General features: G+C 58.9%; 23 protein-coding genes and 1 tRNA gene. 5 read left to right on the forward strand and 19 right to left on the reverse strand.

The genetic code is table 11. The features are described 5' to 3' along the window. Positions 1-161 precede the first annotated feature (161 nt). The 6 genes from CA51_RS06635 to CA51_RS06660 form a co-directional block, all read right to left on the reverse strand. On the reverse strand, positions 162-716 hold the full coding sequence (locus tag CA51_RS06635; RefSeq protein WP_145118934.1) for a glycosyltransferase family protein: 555 nt from the start codon (positions 714-716) through the stop codon (positions 162-164). Between the two features lie 423 nt (positions 717-1139). Beyond that, positions 1140-2333 carry a glycosyltransferase family 61 protein gene (locus CA51_RS06640; protein WP_145118936.1) on the reverse strand — a complete coding sequence of 398 codons (1194 nt, stop codon included), beginning with the start codon at positions 2331-2333 and terminating at the stop codon, positions 1140-1142. Positions 2334-2528: 195 nt separating this feature from the next. Continuing rightward, on the reverse strand, positions 2529-3638 hold the full coding sequence (locus CA51_RS06645) for a type III polyketide synthase (RefSeq protein ID WP_145118938.1): 1110 nt from the start codon (positions 3636-3638) through the stop codon (positions 2529-2531). Next, the gene (locus tag CA51_RS06650) at positions 3586-4803 is read right to left on the reverse strand and encodes an NAD(P)/FAD-dependent oxidoreductase (RefSeq protein ID WP_145118940.1); all 1218 of its coding nucleotides are present in this window, start codon (positions 4801-4803) and stop codon (positions 3586-3588) included. Before CA51_RS06650 ends, CA51_RS06645 begins: the two co-directional genes overlap by 53 nt. Then, the gene (locus CA51_RS06655; RefSeq protein ID WP_145118942.1) at positions 4803-5513 is read right to left on the reverse strand and encodes a methyltransferase domain-containing protein; all 711 of its coding nucleotides are present in this window, start codon (positions 5511-5513) and stop codon (positions 4803-4805) included. The genes CA51_RS06650 and CA51_RS06655 overlap by 1 nt, the downstream gene beginning before the upstream one ends. Continuing rightward, positions 5507-6001, reverse strand: a complete 495-nt coding sequence (locus CA51_RS06660) for a 6-pyruvoyl trahydropterin synthase family protein (protein WP_145118944.1) — start codon at positions 5999-6001, stop codon at positions 5507-5509. The genes CA51_RS06655 and CA51_RS06660 overlap by 7 nt, the downstream gene beginning before the upstream one ends. Before the next feature lie 462 nt (positions 6002-6463). Here CA51_RS06660 and CA51_RS06665 point away from each other — a divergent pair, with 462 nt between their 5' ends. Beyond that, the gene (locus CA51_RS06665; protein ID WP_145118946.1) at positions 6464-6748 is read left to right on the forward strand and encodes a hypothetical protein; all 285 of its coding nucleotides are present in this window, start codon (positions 6464-6466) and stop codon (positions 6746-6748) included. Between the two features lie 114 nt (positions 6749-6862). Here the strand turns inward: CA51_RS06665 and CA51_RS06670 are convergent, their stop codons facing one another. Continuing rightward, a complete protein-coding gene (locus tag CA51_RS06670) occupies positions 6863-8038 on the reverse strand; it encodes a thioredoxin family protein (RefSeq protein WP_145118948.1) in 1176 nt (391 codons plus the stop codon). Between the two features lie 277 nt (positions 8039-8315). Then, positions 8316-8404 (reverse strand) — tRNA-Ser (locus CA51_RS06675). 571 nt (positions 8405-8975) lie between these two features. Between CA51_RS06675 and CA51_RS06680 the strand changes: the two genes are divergently transcribed. Beyond that, a complete protein-coding gene (locus tag CA51_RS06680; RefSeq protein ID WP_231746037.1) occupies positions 8976-9563 on the forward strand; it encodes a hypothetical protein in 588 nt (195 codons plus the stop codon). Here the strand turns inward: CA51_RS06680 and carA are convergent. After that, positions 9545-10675, reverse strand: a complete 1131-nt coding sequence (gene carA / locus CA51_RS06685) for a glutamine-hydrolyzing carbamoyl-phosphate synthase small subunit (RefSeq protein WP_145118952.1) — start codon at positions 10673-10675, stop codon at positions 9545-9547. The two genes, CA51_RS06680 and carA, sit on opposite strands and share 19 nt — an antisense overlap. 95 nt (positions 10676-10770) lie before the next feature. Continuing rightward, on the reverse strand, positions 10771-11046 hold the full coding sequence (locus CA51_RS06690) for a hypothetical protein (protein ID WP_145118954.1): 276 nt from the start codon (positions 11044-11046) through the stop codon (positions 10771-10773). Positions 11047-11612: 566 nt separating this feature from the next. On the opposite strand from CA51_RS06690, the gene CA51_RS06695 reads away from it, so the two are divergent. Continuing rightward, positions 11613-12218, forward strand: a complete 606-nt coding sequence (locus CA51_RS06695) for a 5-formyltetrahydrofolate cyclo-ligase (RefSeq protein ID WP_145118956.1) — start codon at positions 11613-11615, stop codon at positions 12216-12218. 117 nt (positions 12219-12335) lie between these two features. Beyond that, the gene (locus CA51_RS06700) at positions 12336-13259 is read left to right on the forward strand and encodes a formylmethanofuran--tetrahydromethanopterin N-formyltransferase (protein ID WP_145118958.1); all 924 of its coding nucleotides are present in this window, start codon (positions 12336-12338) and stop codon (positions 13257-13259) included. Between the two features lie 37 nt (positions 13260-13296). Here the strand turns inward: CA51_RS06700 and CA51_RS06705 are convergent, their stop codons facing one another. After that, complete coding sequence (locus CA51_RS06705) at positions 13297-13791, reverse strand: DUF2062 domain-containing protein (RefSeq protein ID WP_197451647.1); 495 nt, start codon at positions 13789-13791, stop codon at positions 13297-13299. A gap of 449 nt (positions 13792-14240) precedes the next feature. On the opposite strand from CA51_RS06705, the gene CA51_RS06710 reads away from it, so the two are divergent. Beyond that, positions 14241-14696: a hypothetical protein gene (locus tag CA51_RS06710; RefSeq protein WP_145118962.1), complete on the forward strand. Its 456-nt coding sequence runs from the start codon at positions 14241-14243 to the stop codon at positions 14694-14696. 80 nt (positions 14697-14776) lie between these two features. Here the strand turns inward: CA51_RS06710 and CA51_RS06715 are convergent, their stop codons facing one another. From CA51_RS06715 to CA51_RS06750, 8 genes are all read right to left on the reverse strand, one after another. Then, on the reverse strand, positions 14777-15871 hold the full coding sequence (locus CA51_RS06715; protein WP_145118964.1) for a 4Fe-4S dicluster domain-containing protein: 1095 nt from the start codon (positions 15869-15871) through the stop codon (positions 14777-14779). 189 nt (positions 15872-16060) lie between these two features. Continuing rightward, positions 16061-16957, reverse strand: coding sequence for a DUF1559 domain-containing protein (locus tag CA51_RS06720; protein WP_145118966.1), 897 nt, complete (start codon positions 16955-16957; stop codon positions 16061-16063). 94 nt (positions 16958-17051) lie between these two features. After that, entirely contained in the window at positions 17052-17438 is a 387-nt protein-coding gene (locus CA51_RS06725; protein WP_145118968.1) for a hypothetical protein, read from the reverse strand. After that, on the reverse strand, positions 17435-18034 hold the full coding sequence (locus CA51_RS06730; RefSeq protein WP_145118970.1) for a PulJ/GspJ family protein: 600 nt from the start codon (positions 18032-18034) through the stop codon (positions 17435-17437). The genes CA51_RS06725 and CA51_RS06730 overlap by 4 nt, the downstream gene beginning before the upstream one ends. After that, on the reverse strand, positions 18027-18458 hold the full coding sequence (locus tag CA51_RS06735) for a hypothetical protein (RefSeq protein WP_145118972.1): 432 nt from the start codon (positions 18456-18458) through the stop codon (positions 18027-18029). Before CA51_RS06735 ends, CA51_RS06730 begins: the two co-directional genes overlap by 8 nt. Positions 18459-18527: 69 nt before the next feature. Beyond that, positions 18528-19691 (reverse strand): type II secretion system F family protein, encoded by a 1164-nt coding sequence (locus tag CA51_RS06740; RefSeq protein WP_197451648.1) that lies wholly within the window; start codon positions 19689-19691, stop codon positions 18528-18530. A 74-nt stretch (positions 19692-19765) separates the two neighbouring features. Beyond that, positions 19766-20764 carry a type II secretion system F family protein gene (locus tag CA51_RS06745; protein ID WP_145118976.1) on the reverse strand — a complete coding sequence of 333 codons (999 nt, stop codon included), beginning with the start codon at positions 20762-20764 and terminating at the stop codon, positions 19766-19768. Between the two features lie 4 nt (positions 20765-20768). Beyond that, positions 20769-21812, reverse strand: a complete 1044-nt coding sequence (locus tag CA51_RS06750; RefSeq protein WP_145118978.1) for a type II secretion system F family protein — start codon at positions 21810-21812, stop codon at positions 20769-20771. Positions 21813-22014 lie beyond the last annotated feature (202 nt).

Raw genomic sequence — 22014 nt, forward strand, 5'->3', positions numbered from 1 at the left:
TCAGTGCAAAATAGATGCCGAAGCATGCCCATGCTAGCTTGAAAGGGCTCGGCAAAGGCCTCCGCTTCTGTTTGCTCCCCGGGCGTCACTTGTCTGCGATCGTAGAGGCTTAAGAAAAAGTCAGACTTAGCCGCCATCGTCTTTGGCGGCTTAACATATCCTTAGTGATATACCCAAGCACCTGTGGGGACGGCGACTAGTTTACGATTTTGAACGTTGAGCCCACATGCATCGCCAACCGATTGCGCGCCCGCGTCCGCACGTACGATCCTGACCTGCCGCCGATAGGGAAGCGGATCGCGGATGTTGTAGTCGGCGCGAAAATGATGGTAGCGGAACGATAGGCCCTCGATGCGAGGATTCTTCAGATGGCGTCGCATACAAGAACCGATGCGGTCGAAATCCGCTTCGTGAATCACTTCGTCGGCTTGGATGTAGAAACACCAATCGCCCGTGCAGTGCTGCAAAGCAAGGTTGGTTTGATCCTCGAGGACCGTACCGTTCTGTCGACTCGTTTCATCCCAGACGGTATCGATGATCCGTATCTTGGGGGAATCGATCGATTGGATTAGCTCCCGCGTTTTATCGCAGCTTTGACCTACCGCAACGATCATTTCATCAACGATCGGAAGTATCGATGTAAAGCTCTCGATAACGGGGTAGTCGTAATGGATTGCGTTGCGAGCGATGGTGAATCCCGATACTTCATAGCTCAATCTCTATGCTACAGTTTCTGACTTCATACCCTTGCCTCGAAACATTCATTCACCGAACGACGAGGGGAAGCGAGGGACCCACCCAACTATGTGAGTTGGGTGTGTCTGTGGTGGCAAGTCGGGCAATAACAGAATAGCCCAATCAGCCGCTTCGCCGATATTGAACGATTCGCCAAGGGCGACAGCCTCAGCGACGTGAACATCTCTCGGGGATTCGCAACGTCAATGCGATCGGATGGTTTATATGCTTGATGAACCGGTTCGCGTTTTACAGACGGTGAGAGCTTGGCGGGCAAAGTTACGCGCCTCGGTGAATTGCCGAATGCTCGCGTCGTGGAATCTCGCCCGATACCCATGAATCAAGTCATTGCGAAGCAGGGTGGAAGGCGGCTCGTCGGGTATTGCAACTCTCACAGGCGGTGTTCAGGCGGTGTGGGGTGCTAGCAACTCGCTTTCGCTCGCTGCGATCGCGTCGCGGACTGCATTATCAAGAGGTTCCAGCGGGCAGTGCCACGGCCCTCGCCAACGGTTTCGGCTCGCGGAAACCTGCTGATACGTTGCCCCAACTTCATTTGCTAGCAGTTCAAAATAGTCGCGGTCGCAATTGGAAGGTTTGATCTCGATCAAATCGATGGGGTTGGGCGAGAGCAGAATGTTAGTCAGTCCGGCGCCGTGCAGACCGACAACGACGGCCGCGTCGCGAAACAGGCGAACCTGTTCTGCCAGCGTATATCGCTCCAGGCAATGCGATTCGAAACCATGGCTGGCCAGCAGCGCCGCGACTTCCGCATCGTTTCCCAACGAGCGGTTTCGGGCCAGTCGGCGACTGACATACAGCCGCCGCTGCGATGGCGGTTGCGAAACTCCTGTCGCCGGTCCCAAGCGGGATTGCAAGCGAGCCCCAAGTCGCCGTCGCGATACCGCTGTCGCCAGGGAGGGAACGATCAAACGATCAGCTTGGATCAGCAAGCCTTCATGTGGTTCGATCACCTTGGCTGCGGGAATGCCCAACAGTTCGAGCGCCTGGCGATGAAATGGTTTGTAGTTGTCGACCACGTAGGCGTCGGCTTGCAGCAGGCCCGCCTCGCGGACCAATTCCAGGCGGGGCAGCACCTCGCATAACCAGTGAAAATAGTTGTGCGATCCGGACGTGTTGAGAACGACGACATCACCGGCGACATGGACTGGTTGGGGCAGGCGGCGGGGAGTTGTCACCGCGCGGCGGATTCGACGTGGATTGAGCCAACCGCCGGGAACGGCTTTGGGAGCAAGCGGGCCATCGCAACGATGCAGTTCCGATAGCACGACGTTGTCGATTCCGATCCAGTCGCACTGCCGACCGTGGCACCATCCCCCTTCGATTTCCATAACAAGCCCGTCATCGAAATCGCCGGTTCGATCCGATTCGACAGCATCGTGGGGCGACTTCGCTGGCAAACTGCCGGCTTTCTCGCGCCACAGCATTTTGACGCGTTGCGGATAGCGGTTCAGCAGTTCGGCTGTCGACAGCGTTTCAGTTGGCTTCTTGTTCCCGCGGCGAAACGGCAGGAGCGTCGACAACGCAAACACGTACTTTCCGTAGTGCACTAGTTTGCGATTGTGTTGGGCAATATCCATCTCGAAAATGTCGCGCTCCGGTCGCTCGCTCAGTCCCCTGCCCGCCGTTCATTGATTGCCGGACCGCTGTAGGTCGAATTGGGCTCCTCCGTACTCTACCGCTACCTTTCTAGAGCGTCCAGATCACCGACAGTCCCACCGAAATGGGGTGCCGCGGGAGACGGCGTCCGAAATCAATGGCGACGCTGTCGATCGCTAATAACGCAGCAGAGCGGCTTCGGCCATCACGCCGGGGCCAAAGGCGAGCACGACGGCGGGGCCCTCGATCGGTTGCGATTGATTGCGTTCCATCACAAACAGCACCGTCGCCGACGACATGTTACCGAGGTCGTTCAAGACTTCGCGGGAGACCTGCGTCTGTTTCGGTGGCAGATTGAGTGCCTCCTCGACCGCATCGAGAATGCGCGGGCCGCCCGGATGGACGATCCAACGCTGGATGTCTTCGATCTTCAATCCTTGAGAGTTCAGCCACTGGCAGATCCAGGCTCGCAGATAGGTTTTGATGCAATCGGGAACTCCGCTGGTCAGCCGCATCTGAAATCCATGATCGCCGATATGCCAAGACATCTCGTCGTTCGTGTCTTCGATCAAACAGGCTCCGGTCGCTTCGATTTGGCAGATCGAATCCGAATGCGGATGCTTGGTTTCCCAGTTGGCACCCGCCGCGATGATGCTGCCCGAACCGTCGGCGAACAGCGCGTTGCCGACCACGCCATCGAGGTCCCAACGCATGCGAAAGTGCAGACTGCACAGTTCGACACAACACATCAAAACGCAGGCGTTGGGATCGGCTGCCGCGAGACCTTGGACGGTTCGCATTCCATTGATCGCACCGTGACATCCCATGTAGCCGACGTGCACGCGCTGCGTCGTCGATGGCATCCCAAGCAATTGGATCAAATCGATGTCGACGCCGGGGGCGGCAAAGCCGGTGCAGGAAACGGTGACCAGATGCGTGATGTCGCCCGGCAGCACCGCCGCGTCGTGGATCGCAGAGGTCGCCGAAGCGAGAGCCAAGGGAGTCGCATGTTTTCTGTACAGCGACATCCGCTGGGCGGTGGTCGGACCGTTGCCGCCAGTCCCCGATTCGTTGGATTCGCTGTCGGATTTATGCCAGAGATACCCAAGTTCGTACGGGATCACCGTCCGCCGCGACGAAACTCCCGATTTGTGGAACAGCGTTCGCAACAGCCGCTTCTGTTTCTCGGTCTCGCAGATTACCTCGGAACTGAGAGCCAAGGCATCTTCTTGACTAACAGTTTCCGGTGCCTGTGCCGTTCCCAGGCCAATGATTGAACACGTCATGCTGCCGCTCCCGATTGATTTGTCGTACCACGAATCGTCCCAACGAGGGAACCACGGTGACAACTTTCAGCAAACCACGTACCAGCTTGGGGTATCGAAGCGTTCGCGCGAAGGCGTGACACCAGTATTGTTGGGTGATAACAAGATCTTCTGTGAGGTCACCCCAGCGATCGATATAAGCCGCGTCCCATTGCTTCGCAGCAGCGACGACCAGTGGTGCAACCGCGCGTCCGCCCCGGATCGCCCAGGCCATCCCTTCGCCGGTGAACGGTTCAATATATCCGGCGGCATCCCCGACGACGAACAATCGTTCGCAAGCGACGTTCTGTCGTCGGCGAGTTAGCGTTGTCGTGCCTCGCCAGGTTCCCGCCAACATCTTCTGGCTGACGGGAAAGCCAGCCTCCTGTAGGATCGCTCCGCACACCTCCGCAGAGGTGCGTCCACGGAGCGCCTGGCGGTCGATTGCCGCAGCGATGTTCAACTGACCATGTTCGGTCCGCGAAGCCCCGACGTATCCGTCCTTCGCGACCGCCATGTAGATCGTCCCCTCGCAATAGTCGCTGGGAAAATCGGCTGTCGACATGCCAAACCCCACCCGCGAGTCGGGTTTAGCTGCCACCTGCATCTGCGATTGAGGGATCAGATGATCACTCGCTAGCCCAGTCGCCATGACGACGATCCGGCCGCGGAGCGTCACGTTTCTGGCGGGATCCGACAGCTGGCGATATTCCTGCTGAGCATCGGCTGGCAGCGCGGAATCGTCGTCGAGTCGCAGCGTCACGCCCGACAGGAATTCACATCCCGCCTCGATCGCCTGTTCGACAAGGACCGCGTCCATCGCGCTGCGGCTGATCGACAATCCGCCGGGCAACGGCAGCGTCACCCTTCGGGATCCCGATCGCAAGTCGTATTGGCTCAGCGGCAGCGCGCCGGCTCGCATGATCGGTTCGAGCACACCCAATGCTTTTAAGCCAGAGACGGCATCGCGATTCAAGCAGGCACCGCATACCTTGTCTCGCGGAAATTCTTTCCGATCGACCAACAGCACGCTCGCTCCGCCGCGAGCGATCCCGATCGCTGCGGTCGCCCCCGCGACTCCCGCACCAACGACAACGACATCCCAGATCCGTCTGCCAGCCGTCGTCGAGTCGGTCGTGGAGTCCATTAAGGTCGTTCCCAAGTCATCAGCAGACGCTGCGGCCAGACGTTTTGAAAGACCATCGATTGCAGCCCTGCCCTGTCCGCAAGCTCTTCCAATTCCGAGCGAGTAAACGCTCCCTGCACCGATAGTGGGCCATCGACGTGACACATTCGGCTGCGCGTTAACATCCGGATTCCGGCCCAGCACATCACGTAACCCAGTCGCGTTCTCAACAGATCGCTGATTACGATCAAGCGAGCACCGCTCTCGCGCATCGCCGTCAGTAATTGAATCACCTGCGGTGGATCGAAATGATGCAGGAACAGCGAACAGCAGATCACGTCGTATCCGGAGGGGAACGGATCGGCCAGAACATCGGCTTTGAAGAAGTTGACTTTCAGATCTTGCCCGTCAGCTCGTGCTTGAGCGTACTTAAGGGCGACGGGACTCATGTCGCACCCGTCGACCGAAACCGGCAGCCCCGACTTCACCGCCTGCTGAGCCAGCCCGATTGCCACGTCGCCGCCGCCGCTGGCAACGTCCAGTACGCGGGTCGGTTCTTGCGCTTGTTGTGCCAGCTTTTCGATCGGTCGCCATAGCGTCGCCGTGGTGCCACTGATCGCATTGACCCGCGTCAGCCCCGCCAACGCCTGGTGGTGCAGCGCCGGATCGAGATCGGGCTGATCCATCCATTCGGGTTCGCGTCGGCGTTCTTTTAACCAGCGTGTTACCATGGCAATCGACAGACTCCCCACTGGCCGTGGTTCTCGTCGACACCAACTTCGATCGTGTCGATCGCATCGCCAAACTTCGCCCGCGTCTGCTCGCGAACGCGCTGGGCGATCACTCGCGCCAACTCTTCCGCCGTCGTGTTGATCACCGGCAGGACGATGCAATCCTCTTTGGGAAAGACCCATCGCCGCTCGCGGAATCGCGCGACCATTTCGCCATCTTCCTCTTGGACCTTGATCTCCGCATGCTCGCTGGGCAGCAGGACGTGATGGTCCAGTTGCAGCGTTTCGTGCAGCACCGCATCGCGGAGGGCGATGAAGTCGACGACATATCGATTGGCATCCAACGGCCCTTCGACGGCAACCTTCACGCCATAATTGTGGCCGTGCAGCCGTTCGCAGATGTCGCCGGCAAACGTGATGAAGTGAGCCGCCGAAAAAACGAAAGCCTCTTTGCAGACCTCGACTCGGTAACTTGCAGATGCTGTCATCGGTCTCCCTATGGATCGCGTTGAGTGGTGTGAGTTGGATCGCGCTGAGCCGATGGAGCGTTACACGGCTCGCGGTGAACCGAGCTCGTCTCGATCAGCGACCGCCAGCAGCCCCTATTGAACCGCACTTCAGACCCCCTGTGCAATAGGCGTCGCGTGGTCGAGCTGCCGCAAGCCTTTTGCGCTCGGGCAGGTGAATGTTTGTGTTGTGGACGTTTCGGGCAGATCGCGGTTCCCGCCGCCGGAAACGTTTACGCTCCGTTCCGGCGCGTCGTGGCGAGCGATGCGCCGAAGAGCGGGGAGTTGAGGGCTCGGGGTGATCGGAGTAGTATTCTGGACGCAACGACAGCGGGAGAGAGTTCTCCGCCGCGATGGCATCGTTTGGCAAATAGAACAAGAAAATCGAAGCGACGGGTTCGCCGCGTAGATCAAGATCGCGTAGTGCGAGCGAAGGTGCAATCAATGACGGCCGATCAAATCTTTGTTGGATCGATAGCGATCGTACTGTCGATTGTCACGACGATCGCCGCGTTGGGGTATCTGCCCGCCGCGTTTGAGCTCGGCGTGGCGAAGAGGATTCAGCAGCGTTATGGCCAACGCGGTGCAGCCCGCTTTTATTGGCTGGTCTCCGCTCTTCTGTTCGCACTTGGATTGGTGATTCTGTGCGACGTGCGGCCGTCGTTTGCGGTTCCCGAAGCGGAACGCGAGCAGATGATCGCTGGCGATTCAGACGGCGAATCGCAGTAGAAATCGCGTCGCAAGGCCGACGCGGATCGCATCGCAAGGCCGCCCGGCAGAGATGCCAGTCCCGCTGCAAGATCGCAGGGACTGGCTTTTCGAGCGGCGTGCTGCTGGGCTGCTTTAGTGCAGCTGACGCACTTGGCTCATCGCTTGGTGCATCACACCCTGAGCTTTCACGCTGTAGGATTCTGGCGATTGGAAGAATCGTTTCAGCGAATCCTCGCTGGTGAAGAAGAACAGTTGACCCTGGTGGTGCAGACCAAATTCGCGGGTCCCTTCGACCTGTTCTTGGTTCTCGAAGAACCGCACGACATCCATGCCGCCAAGAGCTGGCGTGTACTTTTCGGGATCGGCCAAGAACTTAGTTTGCGCTTCGGCACTGGCAAACAGATACAGCTTGCCAAGGTGGATCGCGCCGAATTGCTTGTCGCCGCTAACCCAACGGGTCTCGTCGAGGATCGCAACGGGGCAGAACCCATCCATCGCCAGTGGTGGCGTAGCGGCGACGCTTGGCGATTCAGGCTCGGGCGACGGAGCTGTGGGCTCTTGCGTCGCGGTGGTTGCGGCGAAGCTGTTCGCTTCGATCGATGCAGCACCGCCGTCGTTTTGTTGAACTGGTTTCGATGGAGGCATCGAGATCGCAGCCGAGGCGGGCGTCACCGAGGGAGTCTGCAGTCCCGAATGGCTCGGCAGTTGGAACTGTCCCTGCGGCGCGTTGGCCGCGACGTTTCCAGCGATCGATGGCGGCATGCCGTATCCCGAAGCTGGACCGGTTGGTTCAGCAGCAGGCGGTTGGGCTGCGACGGCTGGTGTTTGCAGCGACGTCGGGCTTGGTGCCGCCGGTGCTTGTTGAGCGATATTGGCGGCTGGGTTGGCTGTCGGAGCGCCGATCGGGCGGCCTCCCTTGGCGGCAGCTTCTTGCAGCATCGTGACGTATTGCAACGGTGCCTGAGGGCTGACGCTGTGAGCGTGCACGGCACCGGAGGCATCGACGACGACATCGGTCGGGAACCGATTGACCTTAAAGTATTCGGCCAGCTTCTTATTGTTGCTGGCGTTGATCTTAACCGGCACAAATGTCTGGCCGATCACCGCGGCAACCTCGGGGCTTTGGAAAGCGCCAGCTTCCAAGCGGTCGCACCAGACGCAATTGTCGCTTTCGAAGTGGACCAGCAGCAGCTTCCCTTCGGCTTGCGCCTGTTGGTGAGCGACCTTGAGGTCAGCGTTCCACGGGATCTCCGCTTGAGAGCTGGAGGCAAATACGAACAGTGCAGTCAACAACAATGCGATACGCATCGCGATCCCTCGCGTTTCGTCAACTCTCGTGAATCAGGCACGGTCCTGAATCGTGGATCGCAATCGCAATCCGTCACTCACTCGAGCCGACTTGGGGTGTGGTTCGGCGAAGCACAACACAACGATTCGTTGCGGATATTCCGACGCCACAGTGGGTATTCGGCATTCGGAATCGTACTTCTTAAACGGAAAGTATCAATTATGCCGATTGTTCCGCCACACCAATCTCAAGAGGATTTGGGGGCTGTTGAACTATAAGAAAGAAGGTGGTTAGAAGCGGAGCGGACAGGATTCGAACCTGCGGATCCAGTTGCCCGGATCACCGATTTAGCAAACCGGCGCTTTCGACCACTCAGCCACCGCTCCTGCTAACCAATGCTGAAACTTTGTATCGGATGATCGCCGTTTCATCAGTCGGCTAATTCTTGCGAATCTGTCTAATTTATGCAACCCATCTGCGGCGGTTCTTCGCGGTGATTTGGTTTTTAAAAATGAAGCTTCCGCCGGCAGTGTCGCTACCGCCGTGGCAGCCAACAGAATCGGGCCTGTTGGCGACCGCCGCCGACTGCCAAACCGGACGCTCGAGCCCGCCGGGTGATCATTAATACGATCGCTAAATGGGCTCGCACCCAGCGGCGGCATGGTTGTCCAGTTTTCCTAAACCGGATAAGCGGAGGGGCGTGCGGAGGATTGGCGATCTTTTTTGAACCGCCACTGGAGAACTGCAGGCCCGACGTTCGATCGCTATTAATCGCGGGAAGCCCCCAACGTTTCAAGGATGAAATGGCAAGTCCGAGTCTGTCGCGAACAGGCGTTGCTTCTAATCCTTGGAAATTCTGTGCGATCTATCTTGGCTTCACTGTGTGTGCTTTTACTTGGCATCGTCGCTGCGCTTCCATTTCGCAAGTCGCCGCACCAAGAGGTTGAACCTCCCGCTTTGGAGAGGTCTCAAGTCGCCTCGTTGGTCTCGCCGCTTGAGGAGATCGACGTCGAAGCAGCGGATCTCTCTGGGCTGAGCCTATCGGAGATGCCGTACGCGATCGACGAGATCCCCAAGCCTGCCGATTCCCAAGACGGACTGGCTGCGTTTCCGACGCTGCCAAAATCGCGGCGTCCGTTTTCCGAAGGCTTGGTGCAACCGACGCCGATGCTGCCCGATAGCAACCCGTCGCGTGGGCCCGATCCGATGGACATCGCCAATCGATCGCAAGATTGGAACATCGATCTGCCGCTGAAATATGTGCAGCCGCAGACTGGATTAAAGGTCGAAGCGATCGCCAGAAAGCCGTTGGCAACGCCGGCTGAAGCGACAAGCGGTTCGCTGTCGTGGAACCCTTCGCCAAACGAAAATCGCCCGGCGGCTACCGGGATGCGGATTCATCAAGCCGGTTCGCGACAGTTGGGTGAAAGCTCGCAGTCGATCGAGCCAGAGGCGTCGGTCGAACCGACGCAGCAATATCAGAATTCGCCGCCGCCACAGCAGCGGCCTCGCAAACGCTACTTCGTTTATGAGCCAGCCGGTTGAGCCGAGATCGCTTCTTGGAAGCGATCGAATAGGTAGTGGCTGTCGTGTGGCCCCGAAGAAGCTTCGGGATGGTATTGAACGCTAAACGCATTGTGCTGGCGATGCCGAACGCCCGCGACCGTGTCGTCGTTCAGGTTCATGTGCGTGACTTCCAAGCAGTCGGGCAGCGACGATTGCTCGATCGCAAAGCCGTGGTTCTGCGTGGTGATCTCGATCTTCCCGGTCGTTAGATCCAAGACCGGTTGGTTGACGCCGCGGTGACCAAATTTCAGCTTAAACGCCTTGGCACCACAGGCTAGCGACAGCAGTTGGTGTCCCAAGCAGATCCCGAAGATCGGTTTCTTGCCGATCAGTTGACGGATCGTTTCTTGAGCCTGCTGCAAAGGCTCGGGGTCGCCGGGGCCGTTGGACAAAAAGATCCCGTCGGGTTCCAAGGCCAAGATCTCATCGGCGCTTGTCGAACCGGGAACGATCGTGACGCGGTTGCCGCGAGAGTGCAGGTGTCGCGGGATATTCCACTTCATGCCAAAGTCGAGGCAGACGATGTGGGCGCCGGAGTCGGGCGTTTGCGAATCGGTCCACTGATCCAATCGAACGTCCCAGGTCTCGACCGACTTGGGCATTACTTCGCAGGTCAGATCGCGGCCGACTAAACCGGGCGAGGCCTTCGCTTTGGCGACCAAGCTCTCGTCGTTCAGATCGGTCGTCGAAAGGATCCCCTTCATCGCACCCAGGTCGCGGATGCGGCGGACCAAAGCGCGGGTATCGATCTCGGCGATCGCGACGACGCCATGCTTCCGCAGATATTCGGTCAGGCCGCCTTGAGCGCGGTAATTGCTGTAGACACGGCTCGATTCGCGGATCACAAATCCCGACAACCGCGGCACGAGATGCTCGCGATCGTCGTCGTTGATCCCGTAATTGCCGATCTCGGGGCTGGTCATCGTGACGATCTGTCCGCGATAGCTCGGATCGGTCAGGATTTCCTGATATCCGGTCATCGCGGTGTTGAAGACGACCTCGCCGTCGACTTCGCCATCGGCACCGACCGAAATGCCGGTGTAGACGGTGCCATCTTCCAGTGCCAATTTCGCAGGGGCTCGCGTATTCATAAAGCTTGTATTGGGGTGGGGTTGGTGCGGCTGCGTTCTCATTGAAACGTATAACCTTTTCCCCACAGCGGCAAGGTGGCGAAGCGGGTTGTCGATCAGCGAAGTTCTTCAAAATCCTCCATCGGCTCGCCAAACTCCATCACCTCTTCGGCTTCTTCGACCACCTCGGCGACTTCCGCCTCCTCGACCTCCGCAAGCTCACCCTCTTCGACCGGCTCGGCTTCTTCGATCACTTCGTCCTGGTCGCCATCGGATTCTTTGTCGCCCGGCGTCGCCGGACTGGCAGCAGCACGTTTTTCCAGCATCGCTGCGATCGGAACCGCAAGCACGATCGAAGCGATAAAAGCACACCAACCGTAAAACCACATCATTGCAAATTCGCCAGTACTTCGGATTCGAATCAAGTTGAAAAGCGGAAGTTCGTTCACCCCGAGGGTGCCTATCGGCCATCGATCGGATCGTTGGATAAACCAGCGGGGATCCGATTTATCGTAATCAAACGCTGGGAGAGCTGCAATTTTTTGAGGCTCAAATTGCAGGGTGAAGCGATGTTTGCGCATTAGGCAATACGGGTAATCCGGCGTGTGCGCGAGGCACCGCGCAGATTCCCCGCTCACGCGTCGGGTTCCCGTTTAATCAGTACCGTTCAATGAAGGAGCCTCCGACCGTCGCAATAATTAGCGGCGGGAGGTAGTGGACGAGGTTACGAGTCCCAGCGATTTGGTCTGATGCATGCTGAAGGACTTGTAGCCTCGTCCACTACGCTTCGTTGAACGGCATTGGCGTTTAATCTGACGCTTCGGTTTGAAACACTGATTTGCTCTGGCACGAAATCCTATGCGTCCCGAACGACCTGCGGGGCTCCTGTGCAGAGGTTTCTAAAGCCTTACAGTGATAGTCGGATTCGACGCCATCAAAATACGAAGGGTTGCTAAGTATGAATCTGTCTGCCAACGAGATCGCCGAACGCAAAGACGCGATTCGCAAACAAGCCCACGCCAATCGAAAAGGGCAAGCTGACAAAGAAGCTGTCAGCCAGCGGATCACCGATCGTTTGCACCAGATGTCGCAGTACCAAAACGCGACCGCGGTGATGTATTACGTCGACGTTCGCGATGAAGTCCGCACCCGGCACGCGTTGCCCGAAGCGTTGGCGTCGGGGAAAAAGATCGTCGTGCCGTTTTGCGTCGATGGCGAACTGGAACTGTTTCATCTCGAAGCGATCGATGAATTGGAAACCGGGATGTACAAGATCCTGGAACCCCGAGCCGATCTGCGCCAACTGGCGGCCAAGCGAGTCGAGGTCGCTGAATTGGATCTGGTGATCGTGCCGGGAGTCGCTTTCGATCAAAACGGTGGCCGGACCGGGCACGGCAAGGGATATTACGACAAGCTGCTGGAGCACGCTCGCGCCGACACGCCGCTGATTTCGCTGGCCTTTGAATGCCAGATGTTCCCCGAAATCCCCGTCGCTCAGCACGATATCTATATGGACTTTGTCGTCACCGAAGCGGCGGTTTACGCCGGTCGCGGCAGAGCCTGAATTCGCAGCGACGGTTGCGGCTTTAAAACCGCTGCCGACGACCCGGTTGGCTGGCGCTGATCGCCTGCGTTTCGCATCCCCGTTTCACTTCCCGTTTTGCTGCCAGAGGTGCTTTCCATGCCCGATCTGAAGACGCTTGTCGAAGAGACCTATGCCGAGGGATTTCGCGGGATCTATGGTGAGGTGCTGATCACAGCGCACGATGAAAAGTGGCTGCGGCACTGCGTCAACGCGGTCACGGGGCATGCCAGCAGCACGATCATGTGCGATTGCGAGGCGGGCGTCGCTCAGTGGATCGGCCCAGCAGCGGCCGCGGCAAACAAGACTCCCGACGGCCGTCCCGGAGCGATCGTGCAATTCCATGTTCCGCGTTTCCGCAAGAACCGCGAAAAGCATCTGGAACGCGTGATGCTGGCTCGAATCAGCCAGAATGTACTGACCTGTCCCACCGCCCGCTGCTTCAACCAGATCGATTCGGACGACTATTTCAAGCTGGGGCGGAAGGTCGCGATGTTCGGCGACAGGCATCAATTCCGCGACCAACGGTACGGCGAAAAGGGATGGGTTATCCCGATTCTGGCGGGCGAGTTCTTTTTGTCGCGGCGATTTGGATTCCGCGACGGAGTGATGGGAGGCAACCTGTGGTTCATGGCAGCCAGTGCCGATGCGGCGTTGTCGGCTGCCGGGCGGGCGGCCGCTGCGGTCGATGCCTGTCCCGACGTGGTGACAACGTTTCCGGGCGGGGTTGCGTCGAGCGGTTCCAAGGCGGGCAGCAGCTATGACTTTTTAATCGCTGCGACCTATGCCGAATATTGTCCGACGCTGAAGGAGAAGTTGGGGGACAAATCAAAGGTGCCCGCCGGAGTCGCATCGATCACCGAGATCATCATCAACGGCAAGGATTTGGATGCGATCAAGGTTGCCACCAAAGCGGCGATCGCCGCTGCCGCCCCGACGCCCGATCTGATTCGGATCACCGCCGGCAACTATGGCGGGCGGTTGGGGAAAAGCTTCGTCCATCTGCATGAACTGATCGACTAGTTCGAACCTTTTGCGGGCGGGTCGATCGGCTAATCGGCTACGCTGTCGGAGGGGTGGCACTGCCAAACCGCTTCATGCGGTAGGTGTAGATCATCGAATACGCCAGGCAGTATCCGAGCACTGCAACGATCGAAGCCACGACAAGGCATCCGACGGTCAACGGGCCGATGATCTCCCAGATGCTTGTCCAATAAAACTCGGTTTTGTTCACGAAGCCTTCGGGGGGATGGTGAAGGCTGCGCCACCAATCTCGACCCTTGGGCTCGCTGCCCATGATCAGCCGTCCGACTTGGTAGCAGGGGAGGTAGATCGGCACAAAGGTAGCGGGATTGCTGAGCCAGACGATCGGGATTCCGACCACTTTGTTCGCTCGCAACGCCCAGGCGAGGAACATCACCAGCAGCATCTGCAGGCCGATAGTGGGGGTGAAGGTGACGAACAGCCCGATCGCGACGCCTAGTGCCAGCGGGTGAGGCGGATCGTCGGCGTGCAGGATGCTGTGCATGACAAAACGCCGAATGCGGATCCACATTCGGAAGGTTTGTCGTTTCGCGTATCGGTGCATGCGAAGGTACCAAGCAGCGGCAGAGGGGGTGGGGGGAGAATCGATAGTTTGATACAGCGATGACACGATGTCGACCCGTTAAGTAATGACGATTGTGCGAATCAGGTCGCGGTTATCGCGAACGATTCCGCAAGCAAAGACTGCGGCTATTAACGACCGATACCATGGAATACCACGTCTACCTAAGTCTGGCAGTGATCGATCATCGCGAGCTCTGAAACCGGAACGTGTGGATTTGTGATCACGCAATCGATCCAACGCAACAAACAGCCTTCAGAGTTCAATTGCTTCTAAGGCAAAGGAGCCTTCCCGATATGCAAGCTTCGCGAAATTTATTGTTGGCCTTTATCATCATTGGTTTGGCCACGACCGCAACTGCTGATTGGGATTCCTTTTGGTATCACAAAAAAGTTGCGATGCATAATTGCAAGATCGACTATTTGCGCAATCAATCCTGGCCACAACCGTTTTTGGAACACGACGCCTACAAGACGCGTGGCCCATTTCAAACGATGGCCAATAACGGCTGGCGGCTGCATAATACGCTCAGCCACGAAGTCTTCCGCCCCGACGATTCGATCCTGACAGCGGTTGGCCGCAATCGCGTTCATTGGATCGCGACTCAGACCCCCGCAAACCGCCGTCATATCTATGTCTTGCAGGCGCGGACGCCCGAAGAGACAGAGCGCCGCGTGGCGTCGGTCGAAGACGCTCTCTCGGGAATCGTTAGTAACGGCAATCCCCCGCAGGTCTTCGTAACCTCGAAAGAGCCGACGATGGGATCGGGCGAATGGAATGCCACGCTCAGCCGGATGCGTCGCGAGCAGATGGTCGTGCCCAAGTTGCAAGCGGATAACACCGGCACCAACTAAGCGTGCGGTGAGTTGAGAAACAGCAGAGTCCCCGTTTTATGAGGGGGCTGCTGCGAAGCGAGCCACGGTTCTCTGGTCGGCTACAGATCCAGACCGTCCAGTTCGTCCAACAGATTGTCGAGATCGTCTTTCGGTTGATCCGACGCTGCCGATTGACGCTTCGGGATTCCAACTTCCAGGCCAACCGTCGCGCGGCCGGCCAGCAACAGTTGTTCGTCCCGTTCGCGAGCCGCCGTGGCGATCGGATCTTCATCGGCATCGGGAGCCCCAAACAGCTTCGACAGGTCGATCTTCAAGCCCCCCGCTTCGACAGGGGCTCCAGCGATTCCCGGCGATTTGTGCTGCGGGAAGATAATCGCATTCTCGGGGCAAACGCGGCTGCACGCCGGACATCCCTTGCGACAATTGTCGGGCTGTTCGACAAGGATCGTTTCGACGGTATCGACGCCGTAGACGCCAAACAGGCAGAAATCGATGCATTCCATGCAATTGGTGCAGCGGCTGAAATCGATCACCGGGTACCAACGGCGGCTGGGCGATTCGTCGATCTTGGTGACCGCACCGATGCCAAATAGAGCGGGTTCGGCCGGGCGGCCGTTGGTTTCGGGAACCGCTTCGAGAGCCTGGTCGTTGGCGTCGGCATCTCCCGCCAATCGCAGCGACGTCGTGTTTGTCGGTTGCTCGAATCGCGCGGCGGCCGATTCTCCTGCGGTCCGCGGCAGCGCGGCGATCCGCTGCAGTTCGGCCACGATCGGGTCGGCAGCTTTGGTGACGCGGAAATCGAGGCTGTAGATGATCCGGTTGGGGCGCGGTGCATGTTCGGCAACACGCTCCTTCTCCTCGATCTGCGAATCCTCTGGCTGTTCCTCTTGATCGTCGTCCTCGTCGTCGCGGACCAACGCGACCTCGCCGAATTGGCCGCGGACGCCGCCGCGATCCAAGATCCAGTGGGCGGCGCGTTCGTAGACCCACGACAGCACGACCATGTCGCCGGGGATCGATCGCATGGTCGCCAGGCTTTCGCCGGCCGCAGCGAGATCGTACAGGTGTGGAATCAACAGCACGCTGACTCCGTCGATCTCCGCGGCCCGTTGGGCAACGGATTGTTCGAGCCCCCGTTTCTGCGGATTGCGACTCTGCCCCTGCGAGATAACAACGGTCAACGGATTGGACATTCGACTCTTACGAAACGGAATTCGATCGGGCGGGAAATTGTTCGACGGTCGAAGCGGCTCTGTAAAAGCAGGCCGCTAACCGACTGGCCAGTTTAAGCCAAACCGCTCCCGCTTGCACGTCCCGGCATCCGTTGTGCCCCGGGCAAATCGACGTAAATATCGACGGCACCAAAACTTGCCCGCGGCGGCTTAGCGGTACTCCCAACCGGTCAATTCGCCATCCTGACGGTTTCCATAGCGACGGAAGAGTTCGGGGTCGATCGATTGGCTCAAGAACCGCGTCGAACCATCGGCGAAGGAGAACAACGCGCCGCCTGGGTGCGTGCTGCCGAAACCGCCAACATATAAAGGCTCTTCCGACGGATCGGGCTCCGCTTGGTCGGGCAACTGGTTCAGCCGGTTGTATGCGGCGAGCAACGTTCCGGTGTTCCGCAGCGTCGCCCGCGTGCCAGAGGCCCAGCCGAGATCGTTGGCAAACGGCAACGATTCGCCCAACAGGATCGTCTGCGTGCTGCCGTCGGGGATCTGGCTGTAGCGGATGTCGCTGTTGAGGAACAACAGCCCGTTGTTGTCGGCGTCGATCGGGGCTTCGACGTCGTGATGACATCCCGAATAATTGCCGCTAACAATCTCCGGCTCGCTGTGCCTGCCGCGGCGGTAGTTGCCTGGATACGAGGGGCAATGCATCGTCGGGATGGTCTGTTGCCGCGCTTCGCGATTGACCGCTGCGTACGCACCGGCTGCCTGATCGAAGTGGTTGTACAACGCGTTCTGTTCGATAAAGGGCAGGATCTGCACGACCCAGCTAATGTGGTCGCCCGATTCGGCGCTGCGGATCGGCCCGTCGGGATTGATCACACCGGCGGGAAGGTGTTCGGTGCTGAATTCATGATGATGCATCGCCAAGCCCAACTGCGTGATGTTGTTCATGCATTGGCAGCGCCGCGCCGCTTCGCGAGCCGCTTGCACCGCCGGCAGCAACAGTCCGACCAAGATGCCGATGATCGCGATCACAACAAGTAGTTCGACCAGAGTGAATCCGCGTCGGCGCCGGCCGCCGCGATAGAGATGGGACGCATGGTTCATGGTTGTTCTCGTGGTTGAGAGGAATCGTTTGGAAAAGCAAGTCACATTGAGGACGGGATCGGAGATCTGGTTGCTGCCGCGTTCGGCAGTTTGGTTAGGGATATTCAAATTGCATCGATCGCTGTGTTCGCGCCGCAGCGTCGTCGTGCGGTTGGATGCTAGCGACGACATCGATCTGCCGCGGTGTGGCGTCGCCGGAAACGTCGATCTTCACGACGGCAGTTCCCTCGCCCGGCATCAGGTCGCGAGGCCGCCACGTTTCGCCGCGGTAGGCGTCGTCGCGCTGCAACCGCTCCGCAGCTCGCAGCGCTCCTGCATCCAGCAGCAGATCGGTCTGCCGCAGTTGCCGCAATCGTTGCGTCTCGCGCCGGCCCAGCAGTGCGCTGTGCAAGGTGCTTGCCGCCAACGCGGTTGCGATCATCATGCAGACCAGGACCGCGACGGCGATCGCGCCAGGTCGCTTCGGGTGCAAACGGTTCATTGGGCGTCGTCTCCTGTTGCGGCGGGATCCGCTGAATCGGCTGGGTTTTCGTTCGACGAGGGCATTCGTTTTTGCAGCAGTCCCACAGCGGCGATGATCTGCCGGTCGGTTCGCGGCGGAACACCTTGCAGTCCCGGATCGCTGCGGACCACGATTCCTAGACGCTGGGGCGCGTCGAGCGTTAGTAGTTCGATTTGCGACCGATCGTTTAATAAGAACAGCTCGCGGTCTTGCCGTTTGCTGTCGACCGTGGTCTGGCGTTGGATTTTGTTGCTGTCGAACGTATAGACAACGCGGGTGTCGTCGATCGCCAGTTCCAACGTCTGCGGATCGGGCAGCTCGAAGCCTTCGCTGCGATGGACGTCTTGGCGAAACTGGCGGTCCATACGGACCAACGCCCGGTCTTGGTCGGCTCTCGCTTGTCCCAGCTGGGAAAAGGTGAGCGATTGGTGGACGATTCCGATCGCCAGCAACATCACGACGCTGCCAAACGACATCGCCACGACCAATTCGACTAACGTGAAACCTGTGCAACGGCGAGGGATGCGTCGGTAGATCGGAGCGGTTTGTTGCGGTTCGTCTGTTGGATTATTCATCGTCGGTCCCCCGGATCCATCCTGTCAGCGAGAGTGGTTGCGATGGTGTCTGACGCTGCCAGTTGATTTCGATCGTTACCCGCGTGCCGTCTTCATCGCTCACTTGAACCGCCGTCAAGCTGGCGGCGGGCAACGCGGCTTGCGCGGCAGCCGATGGCTGAAGCGACTGGAGCTCCGCGCCGCGTTGGTCTTCGGGAAGTGCGAGCAAACGATCCAAATGATTCGAGAGTTCGTCGAGAGCCAGTTGATGATGGCGCGTCTGTTGCCACATCCGTCCGGCGCTCAGCGACATCGGCGCAAACGTACCGATCAACGCGACAAGCAGCGTCGCGGAGACGACAAGTTCGATCATCGAACCGCCGCCGCGTCGACAACCCCGCCGCGGCGGCGATTGGCAGCGATTGAAGGTGTGGCGAAAACACATGATCGTCGGAACTCCCAAATCAAATCTTCACAATGCAATCGAAAACAATGACGTCGACAAAACGTAAGCTCATGCCAAGATCAGAATGATTCCACTGAGGAACCCAAAAAACGCGAATCCAATCCAAGCCACAATCGCGGCCATCGCGAGCACGATCGCCGGCTGCAGCAGCGACATCAGCAACCCGACGCGGCGACCAAACTGGCGTTGATGGCGATCGGCTAGCCGGTGCATCAACCAGGCACGCGTCCCGTTGGATGTCGAACCGGCTAACGCTTCCGATTCATCGCGTTGCAGCAACCCCGCCGCCGACAGCGAACTCCACGGATCGGATCCCTGTTCGACTTCGTTTCGGGCGAACAACAGTTTGGCTCTTACGTTGCGGTCGTAGTGGTGGCGTGCCAGCGTCGACAACGCACCTCCCAGCGGCCGGCCCGCGGCAACCGCTGGCGACAACAATCGCAATAGCTCTGCCGAACGCAAACGAACGACCGGACGCAGCAGACGCGAGGCCCAGACGCGTCGATAAAATCGCTGCATCAAACCCGATGTGACCAACCGCAAGCCAGCGAATCCGACCAGTACCCATAGGAAAAACGTGCCTTCCAAAAAGCGACCGACAGCCCTCAACGAACGCATCGCCGCGGGAGGATGGTATTCGAACTCCTCGGCGATCTGCATCAACGTGGGAAAGATTCTCAAGGCTAAGAAACTGAGCACCAGTAAATACAACAGCATCATGCCAACGAGATAGAACATGCCGTAGCGAGCCGTGGGAGAGGTTTCGACGCCACCGTCGGCTGGCGTTGCCAACAACTGATCGAACGTCGCCGCAAGCGTTCCCGATTGCTGCCCAAAGCGGATCGCGAGGACCATCTCGTCGCTGAGCGCATCGGGGGTCTGTTCCAACGCCTCGACAAGCGACGATCCCGCTTGCAGGCGGCCGGCGAGTCGCAGCAAGCGGCGGCGATAGCGACCGTGATGTTCGTCGGCCAAGTTTGCGATCCACTCGGGCGTCGAAAGTCCTTGGCTGTGGGCGATCGCCAAGACGCGAAGCAGCGACCGCTGCTTTGCCGCCAACGGTTCGTTGGCGATTCGCGACGACAGACGCCAACGTTGCCCGGGGAAATTGCTAGTGATTTGCAAGCGACCCGTCGTCCGCATGCCGCGCACCAACGCACTACCGAATCGGTATGCGGTCGGGAAGTTCTGCTGGTTCAATGGGAATTTCATCTGCACACGCACTTGCTGGTTGCATGACCTGACGGGATTTGGATTCGAAACGTTGGGGCACCGGTTGGGAAGCGTTATCCCAACGAGGTGACTAGCGAGATCATCGGCATGAATAAAGCGAACACAACAAAAACGACAACCAACCCCACGGCAAGCAACGCTAGCGGGCCGACCAGCCATCGCAGCCAATCGATTCGCTGCGCTGCGCGTTCGTGGTAGATCAGTGACAGTTCACGCAGCAGGTGAATGTTGGGATGTCCGGTGGCGTTGGGTTGCAGCGCCAACAACAAGTTGGCTGGGAAATAGGTTGCTTCTCTGCTGTCGTTTAGTGTGTCGGAGGAGGTTTCCGCCGCGCCGGCCAGCGATTCGAGTTCGCGTTGGTACAGCGGATGGCCGCAGCCACGACTGCTGATCCGAAGCGCTTCGGGGATCGACGCGCCGACGCTGATCAGTTCGGCAACCGATCCGACAGCTTGCGCCATCGCTTGGACTGCTCGAGTGTTTCCCTTGAGGCTGAATAATCGGGAGCAAAGCGGGCTGCTGATCCACCAGCGGTAGATTGCGACGCTCAAGGCAATCGCTCCCGCCGCGATTATCAACTGTTTCAGCGGGGCTTGGATGATGCCGTCGGAGATCGCCACGGAGATCCGCGTCGGCAACGGAAGGTCCAGGCCAAAGTCGCGGTACATCGCCGCAAAGGTTGGGACAATTCCCCAGCTCAATCCCAGTCCGACCGCTCCAGCCAACGCCAGGATTAGAAACGGATACAACAAACTCGCCCCACGCTGACGCTGGCGCTGTTGCTGTCGCATCGTTTGCGAGAATAACAGGTGGATCCGCTGTGGCGTTTCGGCTGGGTTGAACCCGCCGACGATCACCGGCAACCAAGCTGCAGCTCGCGGATGCTGCATCCACGCATCGGCGTCGGTTTCGTTTCGCAACAGATCGATAAGTTCTTGAAGGTCGCGTTGTCCCCAGCTGTTTGGCATTTCTTCGGCCAATGCGGTCAGCGGCGGAATCAGGAGATCGCGTTGTTCAAGTGTCGCTTGGATTTGGTCGTGGAATGTTGACATCGGCCTACTCCGTTATCTGTGTCGCGATTTTGTATAACAAGTCGACGTACGGAAGCATCAAGCCCAGGCCATAGGCGAGCACCAACAGGCCGCCGATCCCGCCGCTCAGCAACATCGGCAACACAACCCGCCAACGACGGGCTTGGCTGGTCGCGGCGTCACTGTAGATTGCCGCGACTTCTCTTAGGACTTGGGAACGCGACTGGCCATCCAACTGGCCGACCAGTGCCCACCGCAGCATCGGCGGCAACGCGGCGATTGTGGGATCGTCCGGCGGAACTTGTTGCCCGATCTCTTCGGCGGTGCTCAGGTAGACGTTTGCCGTCGCCAATTCGCCCCCGAGGTCGTGACTCTGCAGTGGCAACGGCCCCACGCTCGCCAAGGCTTTGCCGGTGCTGCAGCCGACGTCCAACAGCGCTGCGACGTGGCGAGCATACGCTGCCGTCTGAAGCGACTTAAAATAACGCCGCCCACCAAACAACCATCCAAATCGCGAACGCCCCCGCCGGAGGCTCCACCAAACGATCGCAAGGATCGCGAGTACGGGGACCCCAGGGACCCAGATCGGCATCGCGTCGCGGAGCATTCCGACCAGCCGCAGACTGCCGCTGACCGGCAGCCACATCTGGGCGTAGATCGCTTCCAACCGCGGCGCGACAACTAGACAAAGCGAGATCAGGCCAAAGTAGACGACTACCACCAGGATCAGCGGACCGATCAAGGCGATTCCCATCTGGCCATGCAGGTCGCGGCGGGCCGACGCGGCAGCCGATAGTTGGTCGAGGACCTCGGTCGGGTGTTCGCACTGCACCCAGGTGCTGAGAGCCGATCGGTACGGTTTGGGAAGATCGGGGTCGCTGGCAATCGCCTGGATCAGGTCTCCTTGCCGCTCGATTCGCAGAGCCAATCGGCGTTGGATCTGCTCCAGTTGCGAGGCGAGAGCGTTCGGGGGGGCTTCAAACCCCAGCTCCATCGGCAGCCCTAAACGCTGCATCGAGAGCAGTTCTTTGTGAAAATCAACGATCTTCGTGAGCGGAGATTCGGGCATCGCATCGACAATCTGAAGAGGAGAACCAGTCGCTTGTCCGAACGATGATGCGCCGTGGACGAAGATTTATCTAAACATTCACACAAAGAAAGCGGCCCGGCGAATTTGTTGCGATGGCCATCGAATCGAGTTTCTTCGCTGTCCATGGTGGCGAGCCTGAGTTAATATTTGGTCTGAAGAAAAGTTGGCGGCTTATGCCAAC

It is taken from the genome of Rosistilla oblonga (assembly GCF_007751715.1).
GTDB classification, from domain to species: domain Bacteria; phylum Planctomycetota; class Planctomycetia; order Pirellulales; family Pirellulaceae; genus Rosistilla; species Rosistilla oblonga.

Bases quoted from the DNA above. Each gene is read 5' to 3' on its own strand.
- CA51_RS06640 (WP_145118936.1), bottom strand. From the start codon at position 2,333: ATGGATATTGCCCAACACAATCGCAAACTAGTGCACTACGGAAAGTAC.
- CA51_RS06645 (WP_145118938.1), bottom strand. From the start codon at position 3,638: ATGACGTGTTCAATCATTGGCCTGGGAACGGCACAGGCACCGGAAACT.
- CA51_RS06650 (WP_145118940.1), bottom strand. From the start codon at position 4,803: ATGGACTCCACGACCGACTCGACGACGGCTGGCAGACGGATCTGGGAT.
- CA51_RS06655 (WP_145118942.1), bottom strand. From the start codon at position 5,513: ATGGTAACACGCTGGTTAAAAGAACGCCGACGCGAACCCGAATGGATG.
- CA51_RS06660 (WP_145118944.1), bottom strand. From the start codon at position 6,001: ATGACAGCATCTGCAAGTTACCGAGTCGAGGTCTGCAAAGAGGCTTTC.
- CA51_RS06665 (WP_145118946.1), top strand. From the start codon at position 6,464: ATGACGGCCGATCAAATCTTTGTTGGATCGATAGCGATCGTACTGTCG.
- CA51_RS06670 (WP_145118948.1), bottom strand. From the start codon at position 8,038: ATGCGTATCGCATTGTTGTTGACTGCACTGTTCGTATTTGCCTCCAGC.
- carA (WP_145118952.1), bottom strand. From the start codon at position 10,675: ATGAATACGCGAGCCCCTGCGAAATTGGCACTGGAAGATGGCACCGTC.
- CA51_RS06690 (WP_145118954.1), bottom strand. From the start codon at position 11,046: ATGATGTGGTTTTACGGTTGGTGTGCTTTTATCGCTTCGATCGTGCTT.
- CA51_RS06695 (WP_145118956.1), top strand. From the start codon at position 11,613: ATGAATCTGTCTGCCAACGAGATCGCCGAACGCAAAGACGCGATTCGC.
- CA51_RS06700 (WP_145118958.1), top strand. From the start codon at position 12,336: ATGCCCGATCTGAAGACGCTTGTCGAAGAGACCTATGCCGAGGGATTT.
- CA51_RS06705 (WP_197451647.1), bottom strand. From the start codon at position 13,791: ATGTGGATCCGCATTCGGCGTTTTGTCATGCACAGCATCCTGCACGCC.
- CA51_RS06710 (WP_145118962.1), top strand. From the start codon at position 14,241: ATGCATAATTGCAAGATCGACTATTTGCGCAATCAATCCTGGCCACAA.
- CA51_RS06715 (WP_145118964.1), bottom strand. From the start codon at position 15,871: ATGTCCAATCCGTTGACCGTTGTTATCTCGCAGGGGCAGAGTCGCAAT.
- CA51_RS06720 (WP_145118966.1), bottom strand. From the start codon at position 16,957: ATGAACCATGCGTCCCATCTCTATCGCGGCGGCCGGCGCCGACGCGGA.
- CA51_RS06725 (WP_145118968.1), bottom strand. From the start codon at position 17,438: ATGAACCGTTTGCACCCGAAGCGACCTGGCGCGATCGCCGTCGCGGTC.
- CA51_RS06730 (WP_145118970.1), bottom strand. From the start codon at position 18,034: ATGAATAATCCAACAGACGAACCGCAACAAACCGCTCCGATCTACCGA.
- CA51_RS06735 (WP_145118972.1), bottom strand. From the start codon at position 18,458: ATGTGTTTTCGCCACACCTTCAATCGCTGCCAATCGCCGCCGCGGCGG.
- CA51_RS06740 (WP_197451648.1), bottom strand. From the start codon at position 19,691: ATGAAATTCCCATTGAACCAGCAGAACTTCCCGACCGCATACCGATTC.
- CA51_RS06745 (WP_145118976.1), bottom strand. From the start codon at position 20,764: ATGTCAACATTCCACGACCAAATCCAAGCGACACTTGAACAACGCGAT.
- CA51_RS06750 (WP_145118978.1), bottom strand. From the start codon at position 21,812: ATGCCCGAATCTCCGCTCACGAAGATCGTTGATTTTCACAAAGAACTG.